Source organism: Listeria sp. ILCC792, assembly GCF_900186135.1.
Classification (GTDB): domain Bacteria; phylum Bacillota; class Bacilli; order Lactobacillales; family Listeriaceae; genus Listeria; species Listeria goaensis.
On record NZ_FYBO01000002.1, the window covers coordinates 247,102 to 263,574 of the forward strand.

Consider the following 16,473-nt stretch of genomic DNA (forward strand, 5'->3'; position numbering starts at 1 on the left):
TAAGTTTTTAATTCCGAATCATATAATCAAACGCGCCCAGCGCAGCTGTTGCACCTGATCCCATCGAAATGATAATTTGTTTATAAGCACTATCCGTACAATCCCCAGCAGCAAACACGCCTGGCACATTTGTCGCGCCGTGTTTATCTACTATAATTTCGCCCATTTTCGTGCGCTCCACAGTGCCTTCTAGCCATTCTGTGTTTGGTGCCAGACCAATTAAAATGAAGACGCCTTCCACATCAATATGCGTTTCTTCATTTGTTTCGCGGTCCACGTATGTTACGCCATTTACTTTGCTGTCACCCGTAATTTCTTTCGTTTGAACGTTTTTCAGCACCGTTACATTTGGTAAAGAGTATAGGCGTTTTTGTAACACTTGGTCTGCTTTTAATTCTGGCATAAATTCGAGCACCGTCACATGTTTGACGATTCCTGCGAGATCAATCGCGGCTTCAATTCCAGAATTACCGCCGCCCACAACGACAACTTTTTTTCCTTCAAAAAGAGGGCCATCGCAGTGCGGACAATACGCAACACCTTTGTTTTTAAACTCTTGTTCGCCAGGAACGCCGATATTACGCCATCTAGCACCCGTTGAAATAATTGCGGTTTTACTCGTCAATACGGCGCCATTTTCAAGCGTTACTTCCACTTGTTCATTTTTCGAAAGGCTTGCTACGCGAACGGATTTCATCACGTCAACATCATACTCGTTCACATGCTCTTCCACTTGCGCCATCAGCTTCGGACCTTCCGTATATTTCGTTCCAATCACATTTTCGATGCCTAAAGTCTCTAAAACTTGGCCACCAAAAGTTTCAGCTACGATACCCGTTCGAATACCTTTTCTAGCCGCGTAAATCGCCGCGCTAGCGCCAGCCGGCCCGCCACCAATGACGAGGACATCAAACGGTTCTTTTGTTTCAAACTCCGACGCGTCAGCTGCACCAGCAATTTTAGTTACGATTTGTTCGATTGTCATGCGGCCATTTCCAAATGGCTCACCGTTTGCAAAAACTGTCGGAACAGCCATAATGTTTTTCGCTTCGACTTCCGCTTTAAACATACCGCCTTCAACCATCGTATGGCTAATATTTGGGTTTAAAATGCTCATGATGTTGAGTGCCTGAACGACGTCCGGGCAGTTGTGACATGTTAGGCTAACGTAAGATTCGAAGTGGAACGTTCCACTAATTTTTTTGATTTGCCGAATGATTTTCTCGTCCACTTTCGGTGCCCGGCCGCTCACTTGTAATATCGCTAAAACGAATGAAGTGAATTCGTGCCCGAGTGGAATGCCCGCAAAAACAATGCCCATATCTTCATTAACGCGTTCGACGCTAAAGCTAGGCGTTTTCGCAAGGCTCGCTTTTTCCATGTGGATTTTAGGCGACATCTCGGCAATTTCTGTTACAAATTCTGCCAGCTTCTCGGAGTTTTCATCTGCTGCGACACTTAACTTTAAGACAATATCTTGCTCAAGTAATTCCAGATAACCCGCTAGCTGTTCTTTGATTTCTTTTTCTAAAGGCATCTTTAGATTTTCCCTACAAGGTCAAGGCTCGGTTTAAGCGTTTCAGCGCCTTCTTTCCATTTCGCTGGGCAAACTTCGCCTGGATTATTCCGCACGTACTGACCTGCGCGAATTTTATCGATTAAAGTACTAGCGTCGCGACCAATACCATCTGCGTTAATTTCTACAGCTTGAACAACTCCGTCTGGATCAATAATAAATGTTCCGCGATTTGCTAAGCCTTCTTCTTCGTCCAGCACATCGAAAATATTTGAAATAGTGTGTGACGGATCGCCAATCATTATGTACTCGATTTTACCGATGGCATCTGAAGAATCGTGCCATGCTTTATGTGTAAAGTGCGTATCTGTAGAAACAGAATAAACTTCTACATCTAAATCTTGAAGCGTTTTATATTGGTCTTGCAAATCCTCAAGCTCTGTCGGGCAAACAAATGTGAAATCTGCTGGATAAAAGCAAACTACACTCCATTTTCCTTTAAAGTTTTCAGATGATACATCAATAAATTCACCTTGGTGGAATGCTTTCGCCGTAAATTCCTCTATTTCTTTTCCAATTAATGACATGTAAATTCCTCCTAAAAGCTTTAATTCGTGATTGCTCACTTTTAAATTATCATCTGATTTTAGGAAGATGTCAACAGTAAATTATAATATTTATAAACTAAAAATAAATACAAACTGAACATTCAAAGCTCAACATCAGCATGAAAACCTGATACAAAGCCATGTTCAGTTTGTGAAATCTAAAGCTAAATTTGTGATATTTTTTCATTTTATCAATTAGCTCTCTATTTTTCTCTATCCACTCTTGCGTTAGGATGCTTATCTTCTATTAAATTTAACAAGACGCCCTGCTCTAAATAGGCTTTAAGTCCACTTAATACGAGCGTGTAGCCTTCCGTTGCATCAATAATCTCACTCAGTTCATTAAATTCACCATTTTGGATTTTAACGATAGTTTCAGTTTCTGAATACGCCTCAAACTTCCAAATCGTTTCTTTTGCATTCGCATGGCGGACGTGAATACGCTCATTTGGGATAATTTCTAAAACTAAAATTTCATCCGAGACACCATACATTTCCCAGTCCCACGTTACTTTTTGACCAACAACTAACTTACCGGAACTTTTGGTAAACCAAAACTTGGTTGTCACGTCTGGTTCAATAAATGCTTCAAAAACGACCGCTACAGGTTTCTTAATTAGTAAACTCACATTCGTTTGCATAAGCTTCTCCCCCTTTTCTTCTATTGTAGTAAAAACTGTTTGTCCTCACAACTTTAATTCGCGTTCTGCTAGATTTTTATAGAAATCGGCTTCATGCGATACTAAAAGTAAGCTTCCTTTGTACGTTTGAAGTGCCTTCCTAAGCGCTGCTTTCGCAAGTGCATCCAAATGATTGGTCGGCTCATCTAAAATCAAAAAGTTCGTTTCAAGAAGAAGGAGCTCTGTTAGTTTTAGCTTGGACTGTTCGCCGCCGCTCAGTGTAGCAATTGGGCGTTCCACAAACTCGGCACGGATGCCGCTACGCGCTAAAATTTGCCGAACTTCTTTTGTCCCCTTTTCAGGAAACTTGTTTTTAATGTAGGCGAGGGGCGTCATTTCTGGTGCTTGGAAAACGAGGTCTTGCTCAAAGTAACCAATACGCACGTTTTTAGCAAAAACAGCTTTTCCAGAAAGGGCTTGAATTTTGCCAAGGATCGTTTTCAAAAGCGTGGACTTCCCTATGCCGTTGAACCCTGTAATCACAAGCTTTTCGCCGGCATGCACGTAGAAATCAAGCTCGGGCAAAAGCGCTTTTTGATAGCCAACTAAAAGTTTTGATACGACTAGGCTTTCGCCACTAACTACGCCCGTTTTTTCTTTAAAAATAAAGCGAGGTTTTTCGTGGAACGTCGGAGGGGCAATCCGTTCCAGCCGATTCAATTGTTTTTGCCTCCCCCGCGCCAATTTTGAATGAACACCCGCCTTGTTTTTCCGAATATACGCTTCCGTTTCCGAAATTTTCCTTTGCTGTTTCGTATATTCACGCGTATAGGCTTCCTGTAAATGCGCTTTTTGTCCTAAAAATGCTTGATAGTTTCCCGTATACTTTTTAATCGTCCCAAATTCAACATCTAAAATATGCGTCGTCACTGCCTCTAAGAACGCCTGGTCATGCGATACCACAATAAACGCACCTTCCGCAGATTGCAATACGCCTGAAAGCCACTTAATATGGAATTCATCTAAAAAGTTCGTCGGTTCATCTAAAATCAGAACATCTGGCGCTTCGAGTAGTAGCTTCGCCAAAATCACCTTGGCGCGTTGACCGCCGCTTAAACTTTTCACTTGCTGCCCTAAAAACGCATCAATCCCTAGCCCCCGCGTCACTTCCGCAATTTTTCGGTCAATCCCGTAAAAATCCATTTGGAGTAGTGTTTCTTGGATTTTCGCTGCCATTTCAATTGCTTCTGCATCACCAGTCGCGTACAGCTCATTCATTTTTTCTTCTTTATGAAAGAAATCCGCAAAGGCAAGCTTCAAATAAGCTTCGATGTCGTGATCGCCGTCCACTTCCGCATATTGGTCTAAATGCCCAATTTGTAAGCCTTGTTGCCACTTGATGACACCATTATCTGGCAAAAGCTGTCCAAGTAGAATTTGTAAAAGCGTGCTTTTGCCTGCGCCGTTTTGACCTACGACACCAACATGTTCTCCTTTGTAAATACTAAATTCCGCTTCTTTATACAGTAAGCGATCTGGAAAACTTTGCGTTAAATTTCTCACTTCTAAAATACTCATTTCAATCTCCTCTTTCGAACAAAATAAAAAAACAGGAAGCGTTCCGTTCGCCTCCTGTTTCCTATCAAAACAAAAGGCCAAAGACAAGCGCACTTGTCTTTGGCCTTTTAAATAAATTTCAGTCACTGTCGGTAAAAATGCAACACAAATAAACTACCTCAATTTGCGGCTTTTACCGACAAGGAATTTCGAATTTATTAGCCTCTACACAATGCCTTGTCGCATTCAGTTGTGCAGAGGAAATCTTTTCTACTAACGGTACAATTAATCTCAATTTCAACACTTCCTGTTCATTAGCAGAATAAACCATATTTTAATTTCTGTCAAATGCGTTTTAAACAAACCGAAAAAAGGTATAAGAACGTTAATTAGAAAGAAAGGGGAATTTTTATGTGGCTCTATGAAAAATCTGTAGCTGAACGTATTGTTTCTGCCCCTATTGACAGAGTTTGGGAACTATTAGCCAATCGTAGTAATGTATCTTGGCGGACAGATATTATACGTGTAGAAACTGAACCTTCCTCAAATAAAATAACTGAATTTTATCCGAACGGGCAAAAACTGGAATTCCATATCATTGATGAACAACCTACTAAATATCGCGTTTATAAAATTAAACATCGCTTTTTTAGCGGCTACATTTGGGAGGAATATAAGACGGCGAAGGACAACCAAACGCGCGTCATTATTACGGAGAAAATTCGAATGAACAACGACCTACTAGGCGTTATCTCCCGGCTTGCTTTAAACTTAGAACAAGGGCAGGTCAAGTACTTGCATGACATTGAAATGGTTTTAACGCGTTAAAAGTCGCCTGACCTTTCCAACTCGTGTATACTAAAAATAGTTAAACGTTTTTTGGGGGGCTTTATGATGCACATACGACAAATGGGACTGTCTGATGCAGAGGACTTACTTGCGCTCGAACTGCGCAACCGGGAATTTTTCCAAAACTACACAGGGCTAAGAAATGAAGAATTTTATACGCTTGCTGGACAAAAAAGACGCATCATGCAAGCCATGTCAGACCGCGAAAAAGATCAAGCTTATTCGTATCTAATTGAAGATGATCAAACTATCATCGGTCTTATCGCGCTCACTGGTGTACTGCGCCATAGTTTGCAAAGCGCTTGGATTGGTTACTTTTTAGATAAAGAAATGAATGGCCGTGGTTATATGACTGAAGCGGTCAAACAAGTTGTTGAAATCGCCTTTTCTGAGCTAAAATTGCACCGTCTTGAGGCTGGTGTCATGCCGCACAATATTCGGAGCATGCGTGTTTTAGAAAAAGCTGGCTTTGAAAAAGAAGGTATTGCACGGAAAAATGTTAAAATTAACGGAAAATGGGAAGATCATATGACGCTTTCCATTCTTAATCCGGAAGATATTTAAACGAGGCAAATGACAAACGGCCATATTCGCCGTTTGTCATTTGCCTTTCTTTTTCGCCTCGTAATAGCCTAGTTTAAAGAAATCATACCATTCCAAAATTTCCTCTTTCGGGAAGGCTTCCATCGCAAGCATAACTTCCTTCGCAAACTCAAAAATGGCGGAACCATTCGCTGTAACGATTAAGCCATCTCGAACGGCTTGCTTTTCTTCAAAGTGTTTTTCGCCTTTATAAACGGGCACTTCCCGCAACTCCTCTAAATAATTCGCTGTATGTTGCACTTCATTTAGAACGCCATGCGAGCCAATGAAATAAGCCGCATCACAAATCGCACCTAAGACGGCGTTGCGCTTAATTGCATAGTGCACGAGTTCCATAACATCTTCGCTTTCTTTTTTGCGCCATGAATTTCCGCCAATCAAAATGAGTGCCACAAAATCTGTTGGTACTTCATTTAGCGCGTAGTCGGGCAGCACCGTAATTCCGCCAATGGACTTAATAGGTTCTTTTGAAAGGGACACGGTTTCTACTAAATAACGCTTTTCCTCGCCATTTTCTGGTGTTTCATTGATAGCCGCTGCAAGGGAGGCAATTTCCCAATCGGCAAATTCGTCGAGCAACACAAATAGTACTTTTTCCAAGACTACCACTCCTTTTTCTAAAAAAAACAGCCTGATTCCTGCTTTTAAGAAATCAAGCTGTTTTTAGTAATGTTCCACCGTGGCGTTTTTTTAAACGATATCAAAGTTTTCAATAATTTTATTTTCTTCTGCGGCTTTAAAAATCGCTTCGATTAAAATCAATACGCGGTAAACTTCTGCATTTTTAATAATTGGTTCTGCCTGATTTAAAATGACGTCCGCAAAATTGTTATACAGGCTCGTTTCCATTTCAAGTGGTGCCGGCAGCGAAACGGTTTCCGTCGCCTCTTCGGAAGGTGGCGCCATCGTTTTGGTTAGGCCTTGCCCTGCTTGAATCGGTGTCGGCTCGGAATTATGCAGATTTTCCGTTGCAATTACCATCTCCCCGCTCATATCCCAGTCGCGAATGACCGCCGTTCCGTTCGTGCCGAGGACATACCAGCGTGGTAGCTTAATAAAGTTCGTCGTCCCCACTTCAATATGCGCCGTCACACCATTTTCAAACGAAATTAAACTCGTAAAACCATCGTCCACTTCATCTCCTAAAATAAAGCTTAGGTTCGCAGACACACTCTTGATGCGCGAATCAACCATAAATAGCAGCTGATCGAGCAAATGAACGCCCCAGTCAAGTACCATGCCACCACCTTGCGCTTTCAAATGACGCCAGTCACCGGGAATACCATTTGCCCCTTGCACGCGCGATTCAATTCGAAATACATCGCCAATTGCTTTCTCCTGAAGCATGCGTTTTATAATCAAGAAATCCTGATCCCAGCGCCGATTTTGATGCACCATAAACGTCCGCCCAGTCTTCTTTGCCACCGCTAAAATTTCTTTTAGCTCCTCGCTATTTAGCGTAACCGGCTTTTCACATAAAACGTGCTTGCCAGACTCTAACGCGCGAATGACTAGCTTTTTATGCACATCATTTGGTGTCGCAATTAAAACCGCATGAACCGACTCGTCAGCCAAAACTTCCTGATAGCTCCGATAAACGCGCAAGCCTTTTTCACGAATTTTTTCGTGCACATTTTCATCAATATCATAAGCCCCAACAGGAACAACATGGTCGCTCATTTTAGCAAGCTCCACATGGTACGTCCCCATGCCACCGAAACCAACAATAACTAAATTCACCTTTTCCATTATGCCCACCACATATCTTGCGGCGTATCACGAATCAAAATCGAACGCAAATTCGTTACCGCGCGCTTGAAACCTTCGTCAATCGACATGAGCGGATCTTCATGCTCAATACTCACAACATAATCATAGCCGTACGTACGAAGCGCACTCATCATATCAGACCATTCTGCGAGGCTATGACCACACCCCACTGAACGGAATGTCCACGCACGCGTTTTTACTTCCCCATAAGGTTGCATATCTGTAAGGCCATACATATTAATATTATCTTGGTCTAAATAGGTGTCTTTCGCATGGAAATGATGAATCGCACCGGCTTCGCCTAAAATTTTAATTGCGCCAACCGGATCAATCCCCTGCCACCAAAGATGACTTGGGTCAAGATTGACCCCAATTGCATCGCTCGTTTCTTCCCGTAATTTTAAAATTGTGTAAGGTGTGTGGCAAAGGAAGCCGCCGTGTAGCTCGATACCAATTTTGATGCCATGCTCCTCCGCCAATTTGCCAATTTCTTTCCAATACGGGATGAGTTTCGTTTCCCACTGCCACGTTTTCATGTCGCTATAAACCGTCGGCCAAGGAATGACAGGCCAGTTTGGCGCCTTCGCTTCGTCTGAATCCCCCGCAGTCCCCGAAAACGTATTGACAACCGGAACGCCTAAAAGTGCCGCCAACCTAATTGTTTTCCGCAAAATCAGATCCGCCGCCTCGCGTTCCTCTTTAACAGGCGAAATCGGATTATCATGACAGCTTAGCGCACTAATTTGAATCCCGCGCTCTTGAAATTTCGCAAGATACGCCTCGCGCGCAGCAGCACTTTCCAAAAGCTCATCAGTTGGGCAGTGATGATTCCCAGGATTTCCTCCCGTTCCAATTTCCACCGCGTCAAGCCCGCTTTCTTTCGCCTTATCTAGCATTTCCTCTAAACTTAAATCCGCAAATAGCGGCGTAAAAACTCCTAATTTCATCGCTCATTACTCCTTTCCAATTGTATAAAATGGTTGCTGATTCCCATACTCTGGATACGTCTTGCGATTTTCCGAACACCATTTAACCCCGTTTACAATCACCTTTTGCACCCATTCATGGTGATAAGTTGGGTAGGATTCGTGGCCTGGTTGGAAGTAAAAAATTCGCCCGTTGCCGCGTTTATACGTAATTCCGCTCCGGAATACATTTCCGCCTTCAAACCAACTTAAGAACACCGTTTCATCAGGCGCTGGAATATCAAAATGCTCGCCGTACATTTCTTCTTTTTCAAGCTCAAACGATTCTGGAATGCCTTCTGCAATCGGGTGACTCGGATCGACCACAAAAAGCCGCTCGCGCTCGTCCGCCTCACGCCACTTCAAATCGCAACTTGTGCCCATAAGACGCATAAAAATTTTCGACATGTGCCCCGAGTGAAGCACAACAAGTCCCATACCACGGAGAACATGCTTTTGTACACGCGAAACAATTTCTTCCGATACCTCGCCATGCGCCATATGCCCCCACCAAATCAAACAATCGGTTTTGTTTAAAACGTCTTCCGTAAGACCGTGTTCAGGCTCATCAAGCGTGGCCGTCTGCGTATCGAAGCCCGCCGCCTTTAGAAATGACGCTATCTGACCATGAATCCCATCCGGATAAATGCTTTTCACGACCTCGCTTTCTTTCTCATGGCGAAACTCATTCCAAACTGTGACTTGTGTCATTTTGCTACCATCCCTTCTAGGCTACGAAAGCCCGTTTCAATGCTCTCAAGCGGCTCGAATTTCTGAAACGCTTCCTGTTCCACAATAAGCCATTCCGTGCCATTTTTACGTGCCGCATCAACAAAACTTTGGATATTTAAATCGCCATTTCCGATTTCAGTGCTTTCGTCGCCTAAACGGTCTTTCAAATGCACAAGCGACATTCTGGTTTTGTATTTTTCCATGTAATCGGGCGCCGACACACCCGCAAATTCCGCCCAATACGTGTCCAGTTCGAGCGAAATATGTGGCGCTTTTTCGAGCAAAAAGTCTAAAATATATTGGCCGTCAATCATTCGAAATTCATGTGCATGGTTGTGATAGCTAAACGTCATGCCCGCCTGTGTCGCGACTTGCGCAATTTGTTCAAACTGTTCAGCCAGTTCCGCCCACGCTTCAGCCGATTTAAAATCCGCATATGGACAAACGATATGTTTATTACCAAGCGTTTTTTCGTAGTCAATCACTTCACGAATGTTGCCAAGCAAGCGTTCAAGCGGAATGTGCGAACCTGCTACCGTAAGATTAAGTTCCGCGAGCTTCGCCTTCAAATCCGCCGCACTCACGCCGTAATAACCCGCAAATTCAACGCCGTCGTAGCCCATTTCCGCAATTTTTTCAAGTGTTCCAAAAAAATCGCGTTCTGCATCTTCCTTCACACTCCACATTTGCAGTCCGATTTTTTGTTTCATCAAAACCCCCTACTTTCTAATTAAAAAATACCGGTTTTCCAGTTTTTGCCGATTCATAAATGCCTTCTAGAATTTGTGTCACAACTAGTGCCTGCTCTGGCCTAACGACTGGATCGCGACCCTCCCGAAGTGCCTCAATCCAAGCTTGTGCTTCAAGAACAGCTGGATCCTCACCCGTTCCATCATAGAAATCCACGCCACCAGTTTCAAGGTCAATTTTTTTCTCATATGTTAAACCGTGCGCCTCACCATTAATTCGTAGGCCATCTTCCATATCCGCACCGCCTAGTGTCCCTGAAAGCACCGTTTTCGCTTCCCCAACGTCTAGCGTATTCAGCGCCCAGCTCGCTTCAAGCACAATTGTTGCGCCGTTCTCCATCGTAATAAAACCAAACGCCGAATCTTCCACAGTAAATTTAGCTGGATCCCAAGAACCCCAAGCATTGGCCGCATTTTCCGTCCCTGAAAGTTTATGGTAGCTATTTCCAACTACATATTTCGGCTTATAGTTATCCATCATCCATAATGTTAAATCAAGCGCATGTGTGCCAATATCAATCAGCGGGCCGCCGCCTTGAGCTTCCTCGTCTAAAAATACGCCCCATGTCGGTACAGCACGTCTACGAATTGCTCTCGCCTTCGCATAATAAATATCGCCCAGTTCCCCGTCCGCGCAAACCGTATGTAAATAACGAGAATCTTTGCGGAAACGATTTTGATACCCAATGGTTAATTTCTTCCCTGTTTCCTTTGCCGCATCAATCATCGCCTGAGCTTCCTTAGCCGTTTTCGCCATCGGTTTTTCACACATCACATGTTTATCCGCATGTAACGCCGCAATTGTAATTTCGGCATGCGAAATATTCGGCGTACAAACATGAATCACATCAATACTTTTATCCGTTAACAGTTCTTTGAAGTTCGTGTATACGCTTGCATTTTCTGTCCCAAAATCACGTTTTGCCGCCTCTGCACGTTCTCGAATAATATCGCAAAAAGCGACCATTTCCACACCTTCAACTTGCGCCAAACTAGGCATATGTTTTCCGTTTGCAATACCACCACAACCGATAATTCCAATCTTCATAAAAAAATCCCCCATTCGTTTTGTATAGCCTTATCATACAAAACAAATGAGAGAAATTCTTCCTACTTTATTGTCCGATTCTTCTCGTATATTGTCTTCCTGAATTTAAGTGGCGCAATTCCCATCGCTCGCTTAAAAGCATGGTGGAACGTTTTGACACTACTAAAGCCCGTCATTTCCGCAACTTCCGTAATTGGATAGGCTTCATTTATTAAAATCCATTTTGCTTTATTTAAACGATAATCATTTAAAAAGGTAACAAAAGTCATACCCGTGTTGCGTTTAAAAAACTTTGTGAAGTAATACGTGCTAAAGCCAGTCAAATCAGCCATTTCCTGTAAAGCAATTGGCTCTTTGTAGCGCTGTTCAATATAAGAAAAAATTTCATCAAGCATCTCTAACGTTTCCTGCGATTTCAAAACGGCCTCGCCTTGAAACAAGTTATCTGGAATAGCTTCATTTTTTGGCACTTCGCGGTATAGCAAAACGAGCATCTCCAACATTTTGGCCTTTGTCGCATATTCAAATCCGTCTTTCTGCTTTTGCTCTTCTTCGTGAATCGCCAAAATCAGTTCGCGCATCTTCGAACGAATCGGATCGTCCCAGTGCCTGCTTGAGCTTACGCATGTTTGAAACAAACGCCGTAAATCGGCTTGCTCATCTGACTTCTTATCTTGTTGGAAAAACGCCAAATCAAATTGAATCACGATTCGCTCGCTGTTCGGGGAACCAAGAAAATAATGTACATCGCCGCCATTAATGATTTGAATTTCTCCCGCATTCATCTGAATCGGCACATCGTTCACACCTAAATTCAAACTGCCACGAAGCACATAAATGATTTCGATTTCTTTATGCCAATGAGGATACACAAGCACTTCGCCATCATTTGTAAATGTACGAAACGGAAAATTTTTGTCCAAATTCGGGATTTCAAGATAATTGCCCATCGTATATGCTCCTTTTTCCTTAGGCTTCTCATCCATTTTACTATAAATCCCCCGCCGTGTGTTACCCTAAATCTTGACCCGTCATAACGATATAACTAAGTAAGAAAATATTCAGCGCCACAATCACAATTGTTGCGCACCAGGCGGTGATTTTCACTAAGCGGCTATTCGCAAACTCACCCATTTTTTGTTTGCTGCTCGTAAACAAAACGAGTGGTACAACCGCAAACGGCAATTGCAGGCTAAGAATAACCTGACTCCAAAGCAGCAGCGAACCCGTTCCTTTTTCGCCCGCTAGAAGCGTCACGATAAACACAGGAATGACCGCAAGAAGCCTCGTAATCACACGCCGTAGCCACGGTTTCATACAAAGGTGAATAAAACCCTCCATGACGATTTGACCGCTTAAAGTACCCGTAATGGTCGAATTTTGTCCAGAAAGAAGAAGTGCCACAGCAAAAAGCGTGCTCGCAATCCCCATGCCAAGCGTCGGACCGAGCAGATTATACGCCCCCTCAATCTCCGTCACATTCAGCCCCGTACCGTGAAATGCCGCGGAGCCGAGAATCAAAATCATAGAATTAATAACAAAAGCTACGGTTAGGGAAAAAGTGGAGTCAATCTTCGCGAATTTGACCGCTTCCTTCTTCCCATCTCGTGTCCGGTCGTAGCGCCTCGTCTGCACAAGTGACGAGTGCAAATACAAATTGTGCGGCATCACTGTCGCCCCAAGTATGCCAAGCGCAATGAAAAGCATCGCAGGGTTTGTCGCAATTTCTTTTTGCGGAATATAGCCTTTCATAAGCTCCGCCACGTTCGGGTGCGAAACCACAACCTCAAACCCAAATATTAAAAGAATGGTTGTCATTAAAACAATGACGATGGATTCAATAATACGAAACCCTTTTTTCTGTAAAAGTAAAAGCAGCAAGACGTCGAGCGTCGTAATCGCCACCCCTAAAAGCAGCGGGATACCAAACAATAAATTCAGCGCAATGGCAGAGCCAATGACCTCCGCAATATCCGTTGCAATAATAGCGAGCTCCGTCAAAATCCACAGCACCACCGCCGTTTTTTTCCCAACAGCAGCCCGAGTTGCCTGCGCGAGATCCATTCCCGTCACAATTCCAAGCTTCGCCGACAAACTTTGCAAAAGCATCGCAATTAAGTTGGAAATTAAAACAACACTAAGCAACGTATAGCCAAATCTCGCGCCCCCAGCAATTGATGTCGCCCAGTTCCCCGGATCCACGTAACCAACCGCAACAAGCGATCCTGGCCCTATAAACGCCAACAATTTTTTCATAAAACCAGCATTTTTAGGGATCCGAACCGTGCTATGCACTTCTTCCAAACTAACATTGTGCGCGTCTTGAATCCACGCTCCCTTTTTCTTTTTTTTATTTATGATAAGCTCCTCTGACTCCATATGCCTGCCTTCTCTCTATTTCTAATAAATATATTTTGCATCAAGGAAACATTTTTGTCAATAGGAAAATATCGAGTTTTGTAAAAAAAGAGCCGCCCCCATAAAGATGAGTCGACTCTCACTATCACATTGATAGCAATCTTTTTTATCTAATTCCATTTCCACAAAAGAAGCATTTATCCAGTCAGATAAGCAACCACCAGTGCCCACCTATTTTCAAATAAATTCACTTCCCGCGCACCCTCCGCGTCTTCCTAAATTGCAGCGCCAAATCGAGAAGCGCAATAAGCCACAGCGAAACGAAGCTCGCTACAACAGGTAAGGTCGTCAATTGGTTGATTAAAAACGCGGCGATTAGAAGCAGCACTAGCAAGGTGTCTTTCCAAAAAGAAAATTCGATTTCCGCTTTTTGATGAAACCCAAACACAATTTGTTTCGCAATAAAAAATACGGCGACCGCACCATAACTAAACAGCAGTAGAATGTTCTTTTCAAGATGCCCAGCAAAGAGCAAATGAATATTTGCGGCAAGAATCATGATGGAAACGATGATAAAATAATGCCCGTAAAGTAAAACTTGCCCGTTTGTTTCCTTTTCATTGTCTAAAGCATGTTCAAAACTGTGGAAGTAAGACACGAAAAGTGTGGCAATTAGACCGAAACTTAATATCGTATAAAGTAACGTGTATAAATTTTCTGTATGCCCAACTAAAAGGCTGGTAATCGCAACGATACTTTCCCCAAAAGTAATAATGACAAACAATCCAAAGCGCTCCGCCAAGTGCGAGAAATCCACGGGTACTTTTTTTAGGCGACGTGTGAGCACAATCGGCATAATAATATCAAATGAAATCCCCACATACATGACAAAATAACGAATTGGGCTAGCAAAAAACATCGAACTTAGCGAAATGAGAATGCCTATTAGAAAAATCGTTCCGAGCAACTTCGAAACACGCCTAGCATCCGCCAAAAGCCTTTTGCTCACAATAAAATATTGTAAAACCGTAATCAGCCGAATCCCCGCATACCCAATGATAAACGTATAAAATGTATTGTTAAAGTTCAAATCAAAACTCGCCGTCATCAAAATGAGGAAGAACATCTGGCTCAACATAAACATCTCGGGTCTTTTCACTTGTTCCCCGTAGCGATTGAAAAACATCGTCTGACCAATCCATGCCCAAAACATCGGCGTCACCATCAGCAAATATTCGCCAAAATAAACAGCAACTTTCCCCGGATGCTCGTCAACTTCAAGCAATAAATGCGTCGTGCTCGACACCGCAGTTACGAAGACTAAATCGAAAAAGAGCTCAAGCCAGGAAACTTTTCGCTCTTTCTTCAAGTCTAAAACATTCATTTACGGTTCGCTTCCACTTCTTGGTACTCCTTCTTACGTGCAAACTCAGCTTTAGCAAACGGACAAAGCGGAATAACTTTTTTATTTTCCCGTCTTGCCTTTTCGACAGCGTGCGCCACTAATTGGCTAGCAATTCCTTGGCCACGCATCTTATCATCCACACCAGTATGATCAATGATAAACATCGTTTCACCTACATCTGTAAATGTAATCTCGCCTACTTCTTCTCCGTTATCATCAAGTGCATAAATTCGGTTCTCACCATTTTTGAATTCCATCACACATCTCTCCCTACTTTTCATTTTCAGTCGTATGAACAATGTACTTCAGCGCCCCACTCGGGCACGTATCAATGACGCGAACAACCTCTTCTGGCGCAACATTATCTGGTAAAATCCATGGTTTCCGGTCCAAATTAAACAGCTCACCATTCCCGCGCACACAATTTCCCGAGTGTGCACAAATTGACGTATTGAAAAACACATCTACTTTTTCCCCGTCATACTTGCGGTAGCCCTTTTCGAGTAATTCTTGTTCATTCATCAAGCATTCCTCCTAATTAAAATATGGATTTGTCGCTTTTTCAAAACCTATCGTAGAAGACTCTCGGTGCCCCGGGTAAATAATCGTTTCATCAGGCAAAGTAAATAGCTCAGTTTGAATACTACTAAGAAGCATCTCCGTGTCACCCGTATAAAGGTCTGTCCGCCCAATGCTGCCTTTAAATAAAGCGTCACCAACTACGGCAAAATCACCGAAAATAAAACTCACACTCCCAATGGAATGCCCTGGCGTCGGTACGACTTTAAATTTGATACCAGAAAAATCATAATCTCGCATCTCCAGTTCAAATTCCGCGGGACGCGCTTTAATCAAAGCAAATCCGTAATCTCTTAACATAATCGAACCATTATGCTCCGGATTCCCAAGCCATTCCTCTTCAAGCGGACTCACGTAAACAGGAATCTCGTAGTGGTCACGAATCGCGTCTAACGCACCAATATGGTCATAATGCGTATGCGTCAGCAAAATTGCCACTGGCTTTGCACCTGTCCCTTCAATCATCTCAATGATTCGCTCCGGCTCACTTCCCGGATCAATGACCAGAAGCGACTTCCCGTCATGAACCACATACGTATTTTCTTCCACTGGTCCTGTCACAATATGCTCTACTTTTAGCATGCAAACACCCACACCTTCATTATAATTTCTAGCTTCATTATAACGCACGAATCCAAACAACGCGAGTCCTCGAGGTTGAAATTCATAGACCGCTATACTAAAATAAAACAAGAACCAAAAGAGGAGGAAATAAAATGGCAAATATGCTACATACATGCATCCGCGTCCAACACTTAGACAAATCCCTTGATTTTTACACGAACGCTTTTGCATTAAAAGAAACACGCCGCAAAGACTTTCCAGAACACGAATTCACGCTCGTATATCTCGCTTTCGAGGAGGGTGGATTCGAACTTGAACTCACTTATAATTATGATAAAAAGGAACCTTATAATATTGGCGACGGCTATGGCCACCTAGCTGTTGGTGTAGACGACTTGAAAGCCTCTCACCAAAAACACGTCCAAGCGGGCTACACCGTTACAGACTTAAAAGGTCTTCCAGGTAGCGATCCAACTTATTACTTCATCACCGACCCAGACGGCTACAAAACAGAAGTTATTCAAAATCGCTAAAAATAAAAGCCAAGCAT

Annotated in this window: 19 protein-coding genes; 3 read left to right on the forward strand and 16 right to left on the reverse strand. The window is 43.0% G+C overall.

All coding sequences use genetic code 11. The annotated features are described in order from the left end of the window. Positions 1 to 7: 7 nt before the first annotated feature. From ahpF to CFS60_RS03825, 4 genes are all read right to left on the reverse strand, one after another. Positions 8 to 1,537 carry an alkyl hydroperoxide reductase subunit F gene (gene ahpF, locus CFS60_RS03810; protein WP_088825524.1) on the reverse strand — a complete coding sequence of 510 codons (1,530 nt, stop codon included), beginning with the start codon at positions 1,535 to 1,537 and terminating at the stop codon, positions 8 to 10. Positions 1,538 to 1,539: 2 nt separating this feature from the next. Then, positions 1,540 to 2,103, reverse strand: coding sequence for an alkyl hydroperoxide reductase subunit C (ahpC, locus tag CFS60_RS03815; protein ID WP_088809285.1), 564 nt, complete (start codon positions 2,101 to 2,103; stop codon positions 1,540 to 1,542). A gap of 224 nt (positions 2,104 to 2,327) precedes the next feature. After that, on the reverse strand, positions 2,328 to 2,765 hold the full coding sequence (locus CFS60_RS03820; protein WP_088838851.1) for an SRPBCC domain-containing protein: 438 nt from the start codon (positions 2,763 to 2,765) through the stop codon (positions 2,328 to 2,330). Positions 2,766 to 2,810: 45 nt separating this feature from the next. Next, a complete protein-coding gene (locus tag CFS60_RS03825) occupies positions 2,811 to 4,322 on the reverse strand; it encodes an ABC-F family ATP-binding cassette domain-containing protein (RefSeq protein ID WP_088815508.1) in 1,512 nt (503 codons plus the stop codon). A gap of 390 nt (positions 4,323 to 4,712) precedes the next feature. On the opposite strand from CFS60_RS03825, the gene CFS60_RS03830 reads away from it, so the two are divergent. Further along, positions 4,713 to 5,129: a hypothetical protein gene (locus tag CFS60_RS03830; RefSeq protein WP_088809288.1), complete on the forward strand. Its 417-nt coding sequence runs from the start codon at positions 4,713 to 4,715 to the stop codon at positions 5,127 to 5,129. A gap of 63 nt (positions 5,130 to 5,192) precedes the next feature. Continuing rightward, positions 5,193 to 5,714, forward strand: a complete 522-nt coding sequence (locus CFS60_RS03835; protein ID WP_088809289.1) for a GNAT family N-acetyltransferase — start codon at positions 5,193 to 5,195, stop codon at positions 5,712 to 5,714. 36 nt (positions 5,715 to 5,750) lie between these two features. On the opposite strand, the gene CFS60_RS03840 is transcribed toward CFS60_RS03835, so the two are convergent. The 12 genes from CFS60_RS03840 to CFS60_RS03895 form a co-directional block, all read right to left on the reverse strand. Then, complete coding sequence (locus tag CFS60_RS03840) at positions 5,751 to 6,353, reverse strand: DJ-1/PfpI family protein (RefSeq protein ID WP_088809290.1); 603 nt, start codon at positions 6,351 to 6,353, stop codon at positions 5,751 to 5,753. A 90-nt stretch (positions 6,354 to 6,443) separates the two neighbouring features. After that, the gene (locus CFS60_RS03845) at positions 6,444 to 7,502 is read right to left on the reverse strand and encodes a Gfo/Idh/MocA family protein (RefSeq protein WP_088809291.1); all 1,059 of its coding nucleotides are present in this window, start codon (positions 7,500 to 7,502) and stop codon (positions 6,444 to 6,446) included. Beyond that, a complete protein-coding gene (locus tag CFS60_RS03850; RefSeq protein WP_088809292.1) occupies positions 7,502 to 8,470 on the reverse strand; it encodes a sugar phosphate isomerase/epimerase in 969 nt (322 codons plus the stop codon). The genes CFS60_RS03845 and CFS60_RS03850 overlap by 1 nt, the downstream gene beginning before the upstream one ends. 6 nt (positions 8,471 to 8,476) lie before the next feature. Further along, positions 8,477 to 9,199 (reverse strand): ThuA domain-containing protein, encoded by a 723-nt coding sequence (locus tag CFS60_RS03855; protein ID WP_088809293.1) that lies wholly within the window; start codon positions 9,197 to 9,199, stop codon positions 8,477 to 8,479. Further along, entirely contained in the window at positions 9,196 to 9,930 is a 735-nt protein-coding gene (locus tag CFS60_RS03860) for a sugar phosphate isomerase/epimerase (protein WP_179946375.1), read from the reverse strand. Before CFS60_RS03860 ends, CFS60_RS03855 begins: the two co-directional genes overlap by 4 nt. Positions 9,931 to 9,946: 16 nt before the next feature. Beyond that, positions 9,947 to 11,017 (reverse strand): Gfo/Idh/MocA family protein, encoded by a 1,071-nt coding sequence (locus CFS60_RS03865; RefSeq protein ID WP_088838852.1) that lies wholly within the window; start codon positions 11,015 to 11,017, stop codon positions 9,947 to 9,949. Positions 11,018 to 11,079: 62 nt separating this feature from the next. Further along, positions 11,080 to 11,967: an AraC family transcriptional regulator gene (locus CFS60_RS03870; protein WP_088809296.1), complete on the reverse strand. Its 888-nt coding sequence runs from the start codon at positions 11,965 to 11,967 to the stop codon at positions 11,080 to 11,082. 61 nt (positions 11,968 to 12,028) lie between these two features. Next, positions 12,029 to 13,396, reverse strand: coding sequence for an Nramp family divalent metal transporter (locus CFS60_RS03875; RefSeq protein ID WP_088838853.1), 1,368 nt, complete (start codon positions 13,394 to 13,396; stop codon positions 12,029 to 12,031). Between the two features lie 226 nt (positions 13,397 to 13,622). Continuing rightward, positions 13,623 to 14,759, reverse strand: coding sequence for a low temperature requirement protein A (locus tag CFS60_RS03880; protein WP_088838854.1), 1,137 nt, complete (start codon positions 14,757 to 14,759; stop codon positions 13,623 to 13,625). Beyond that, entirely contained in the window at positions 14,756 to 15,061 is a 306-nt protein-coding gene (locus tag CFS60_RS03885) for a GNAT family N-acetyltransferase (protein WP_369823176.1), read from the reverse strand. The genes CFS60_RS03880 and CFS60_RS03885 overlap by 4 nt, the downstream gene beginning before the upstream one ends. Further along, positions 15,051 to 15,302: a (4Fe-4S)-binding protein gene (locus CFS60_RS03890; protein ID WP_088809300.1), complete on the reverse strand. Its 252-nt coding sequence runs from the start codon at positions 15,300 to 15,302 to the stop codon at positions 15,051 to 15,053. Before CFS60_RS03890 ends, CFS60_RS03885 begins: the two co-directional genes overlap by 11 nt. A gap of 12 nt (positions 15,303 to 15,314) precedes the next feature. Next, a complete protein-coding gene (locus CFS60_RS03895) occupies positions 15,315 to 15,941 on the reverse strand; it encodes an MBL fold metallo-hydrolase (protein WP_088809455.1) in 627 nt (208 codons plus the stop codon). 134 nt (positions 15,942 to 16,075) lie between these two features. Here CFS60_RS03895 and CFS60_RS03900 point away from each other — a divergent pair, with 134 nt between their 5' ends. Beyond that, positions 16,076 to 16,456 (forward strand): VOC family protein, encoded by a 381-nt coding sequence (locus CFS60_RS03900; RefSeq protein ID WP_088809301.1) that lies wholly within the window; start codon positions 16,076 to 16,078, stop codon positions 16,454 to 16,456. Positions 16,457 to 16,473: the final 17 nt, after the last annotated feature.

Coding starts and splice junctions, on each gene's coding strand:
- CFS60_RS03885 (WP_369823176.1), bottom strand. CDS start 15,061: ATGAAAAGTAGGGAGAGATGTGTGATGGAATTCAAAAATGGTGAGAAC.
- CFS60_RS03895 (WP_088809455.1), bottom strand. CDS start 15,941: ATGCTAAAAGTAGAGCATATTGTGACAGGACCAGTGGAAGAAAATACG.
- CFS60_RS03865 (WP_088838852.1), bottom strand. CDS start 11,017: ATGAAGATTGGAATTATCGGTTGTGGTGGTATTGCAAACGGAAAACAT.
- ahpC (WP_088809285.1), bottom strand. CDS start 2,103: ATGTCATTAATTGGAAAAGAAATAGAGGAATTTACGGCGAAAGCATTC.
- ahpF (WP_088825524.1), bottom strand. CDS start 1,537: ATGCCTTTAGAAAAAGAAATCAAAGAACAGCTAGCGGGTTATCTGGAA.
- CFS60_RS03880 (WP_088838854.1), bottom strand. CDS start 14,759: ATGAATGTTTTAGACTTGAAGAAAGAGCGAAAAGTTTCCTGGCTTGAG.
- CFS60_RS03825 (WP_088815508.1), bottom strand. CDS start 4,322: ATGAGTATTTTAGAAGTGAGAAATTTAACGCAAAGTTTTCCAGATCGC.
- CFS60_RS03845 (WP_088809291.1), bottom strand. CDS start 7,502: ATGGAAAAGGTGAATTTAGTTATTGTTGGTTTCGGTGGCATGGGGACG.
- CFS60_RS03820 (WP_088838851.1), bottom strand. CDS start 2,765: ATGCAAACGAATGTGAGTTTACTAATTAAGAAACCTGTAGCGGTCGTT.
- CFS60_RS03835 (WP_088809289.1), top strand. CDS start 5,193: ATGATGCACATACGACAAATGGGACTGTCTGATGCAGAGGACTTACTT.
- CFS60_RS03830 (WP_088809288.1), top strand. CDS start 4,713: ATGTGGCTCTATGAAAAATCTGTAGCTGAACGTATTGTTTCTGCCCCT.
- CFS60_RS03875 (WP_088838853.1), bottom strand. CDS start 13,396: ATGGAGTCAGAGGAGCTTATCATAAATAAAAAAAAGAAAAAGGGAGCG.
- CFS60_RS03870 (WP_088809296.1), bottom strand. CDS start 11,967: ATGGGCAATTATCTTGAAATCCCGAATTTGGACAAAAATTTTCCGTTT.
- CFS60_RS03855 (WP_088809293.1), bottom strand. CDS start 9,199: ATGACACAAGTCACAGTTTGGAATGAGTTTCGCCATGAGAAAGAAAGC.
- CFS60_RS03900 (WP_088809301.1), top strand. CDS start 16,076: ATGGCAAATATGCTACATACATGCATCCGCGTCCAACACTTAGACAAA.
- CFS60_RS03850 (WP_088809292.1), bottom strand. CDS start 8,470: ATGAAATTAGGAGTTTTTACGCCGCTATTTGCGGATTTAAGTTTAGAG.
- CFS60_RS03860 (WP_179946375.1), bottom strand. CDS start 9,930: ATGAAACAAAAAATCGGACTGCAAATGTGGAGTGTGAAGGAAGATGCA.
- CFS60_RS03890 (WP_088809300.1), bottom strand. CDS start 15,302: ATGAATGAACAAGAATTACTCGAAAAGGGCTACCGCAAGTATGACGGG.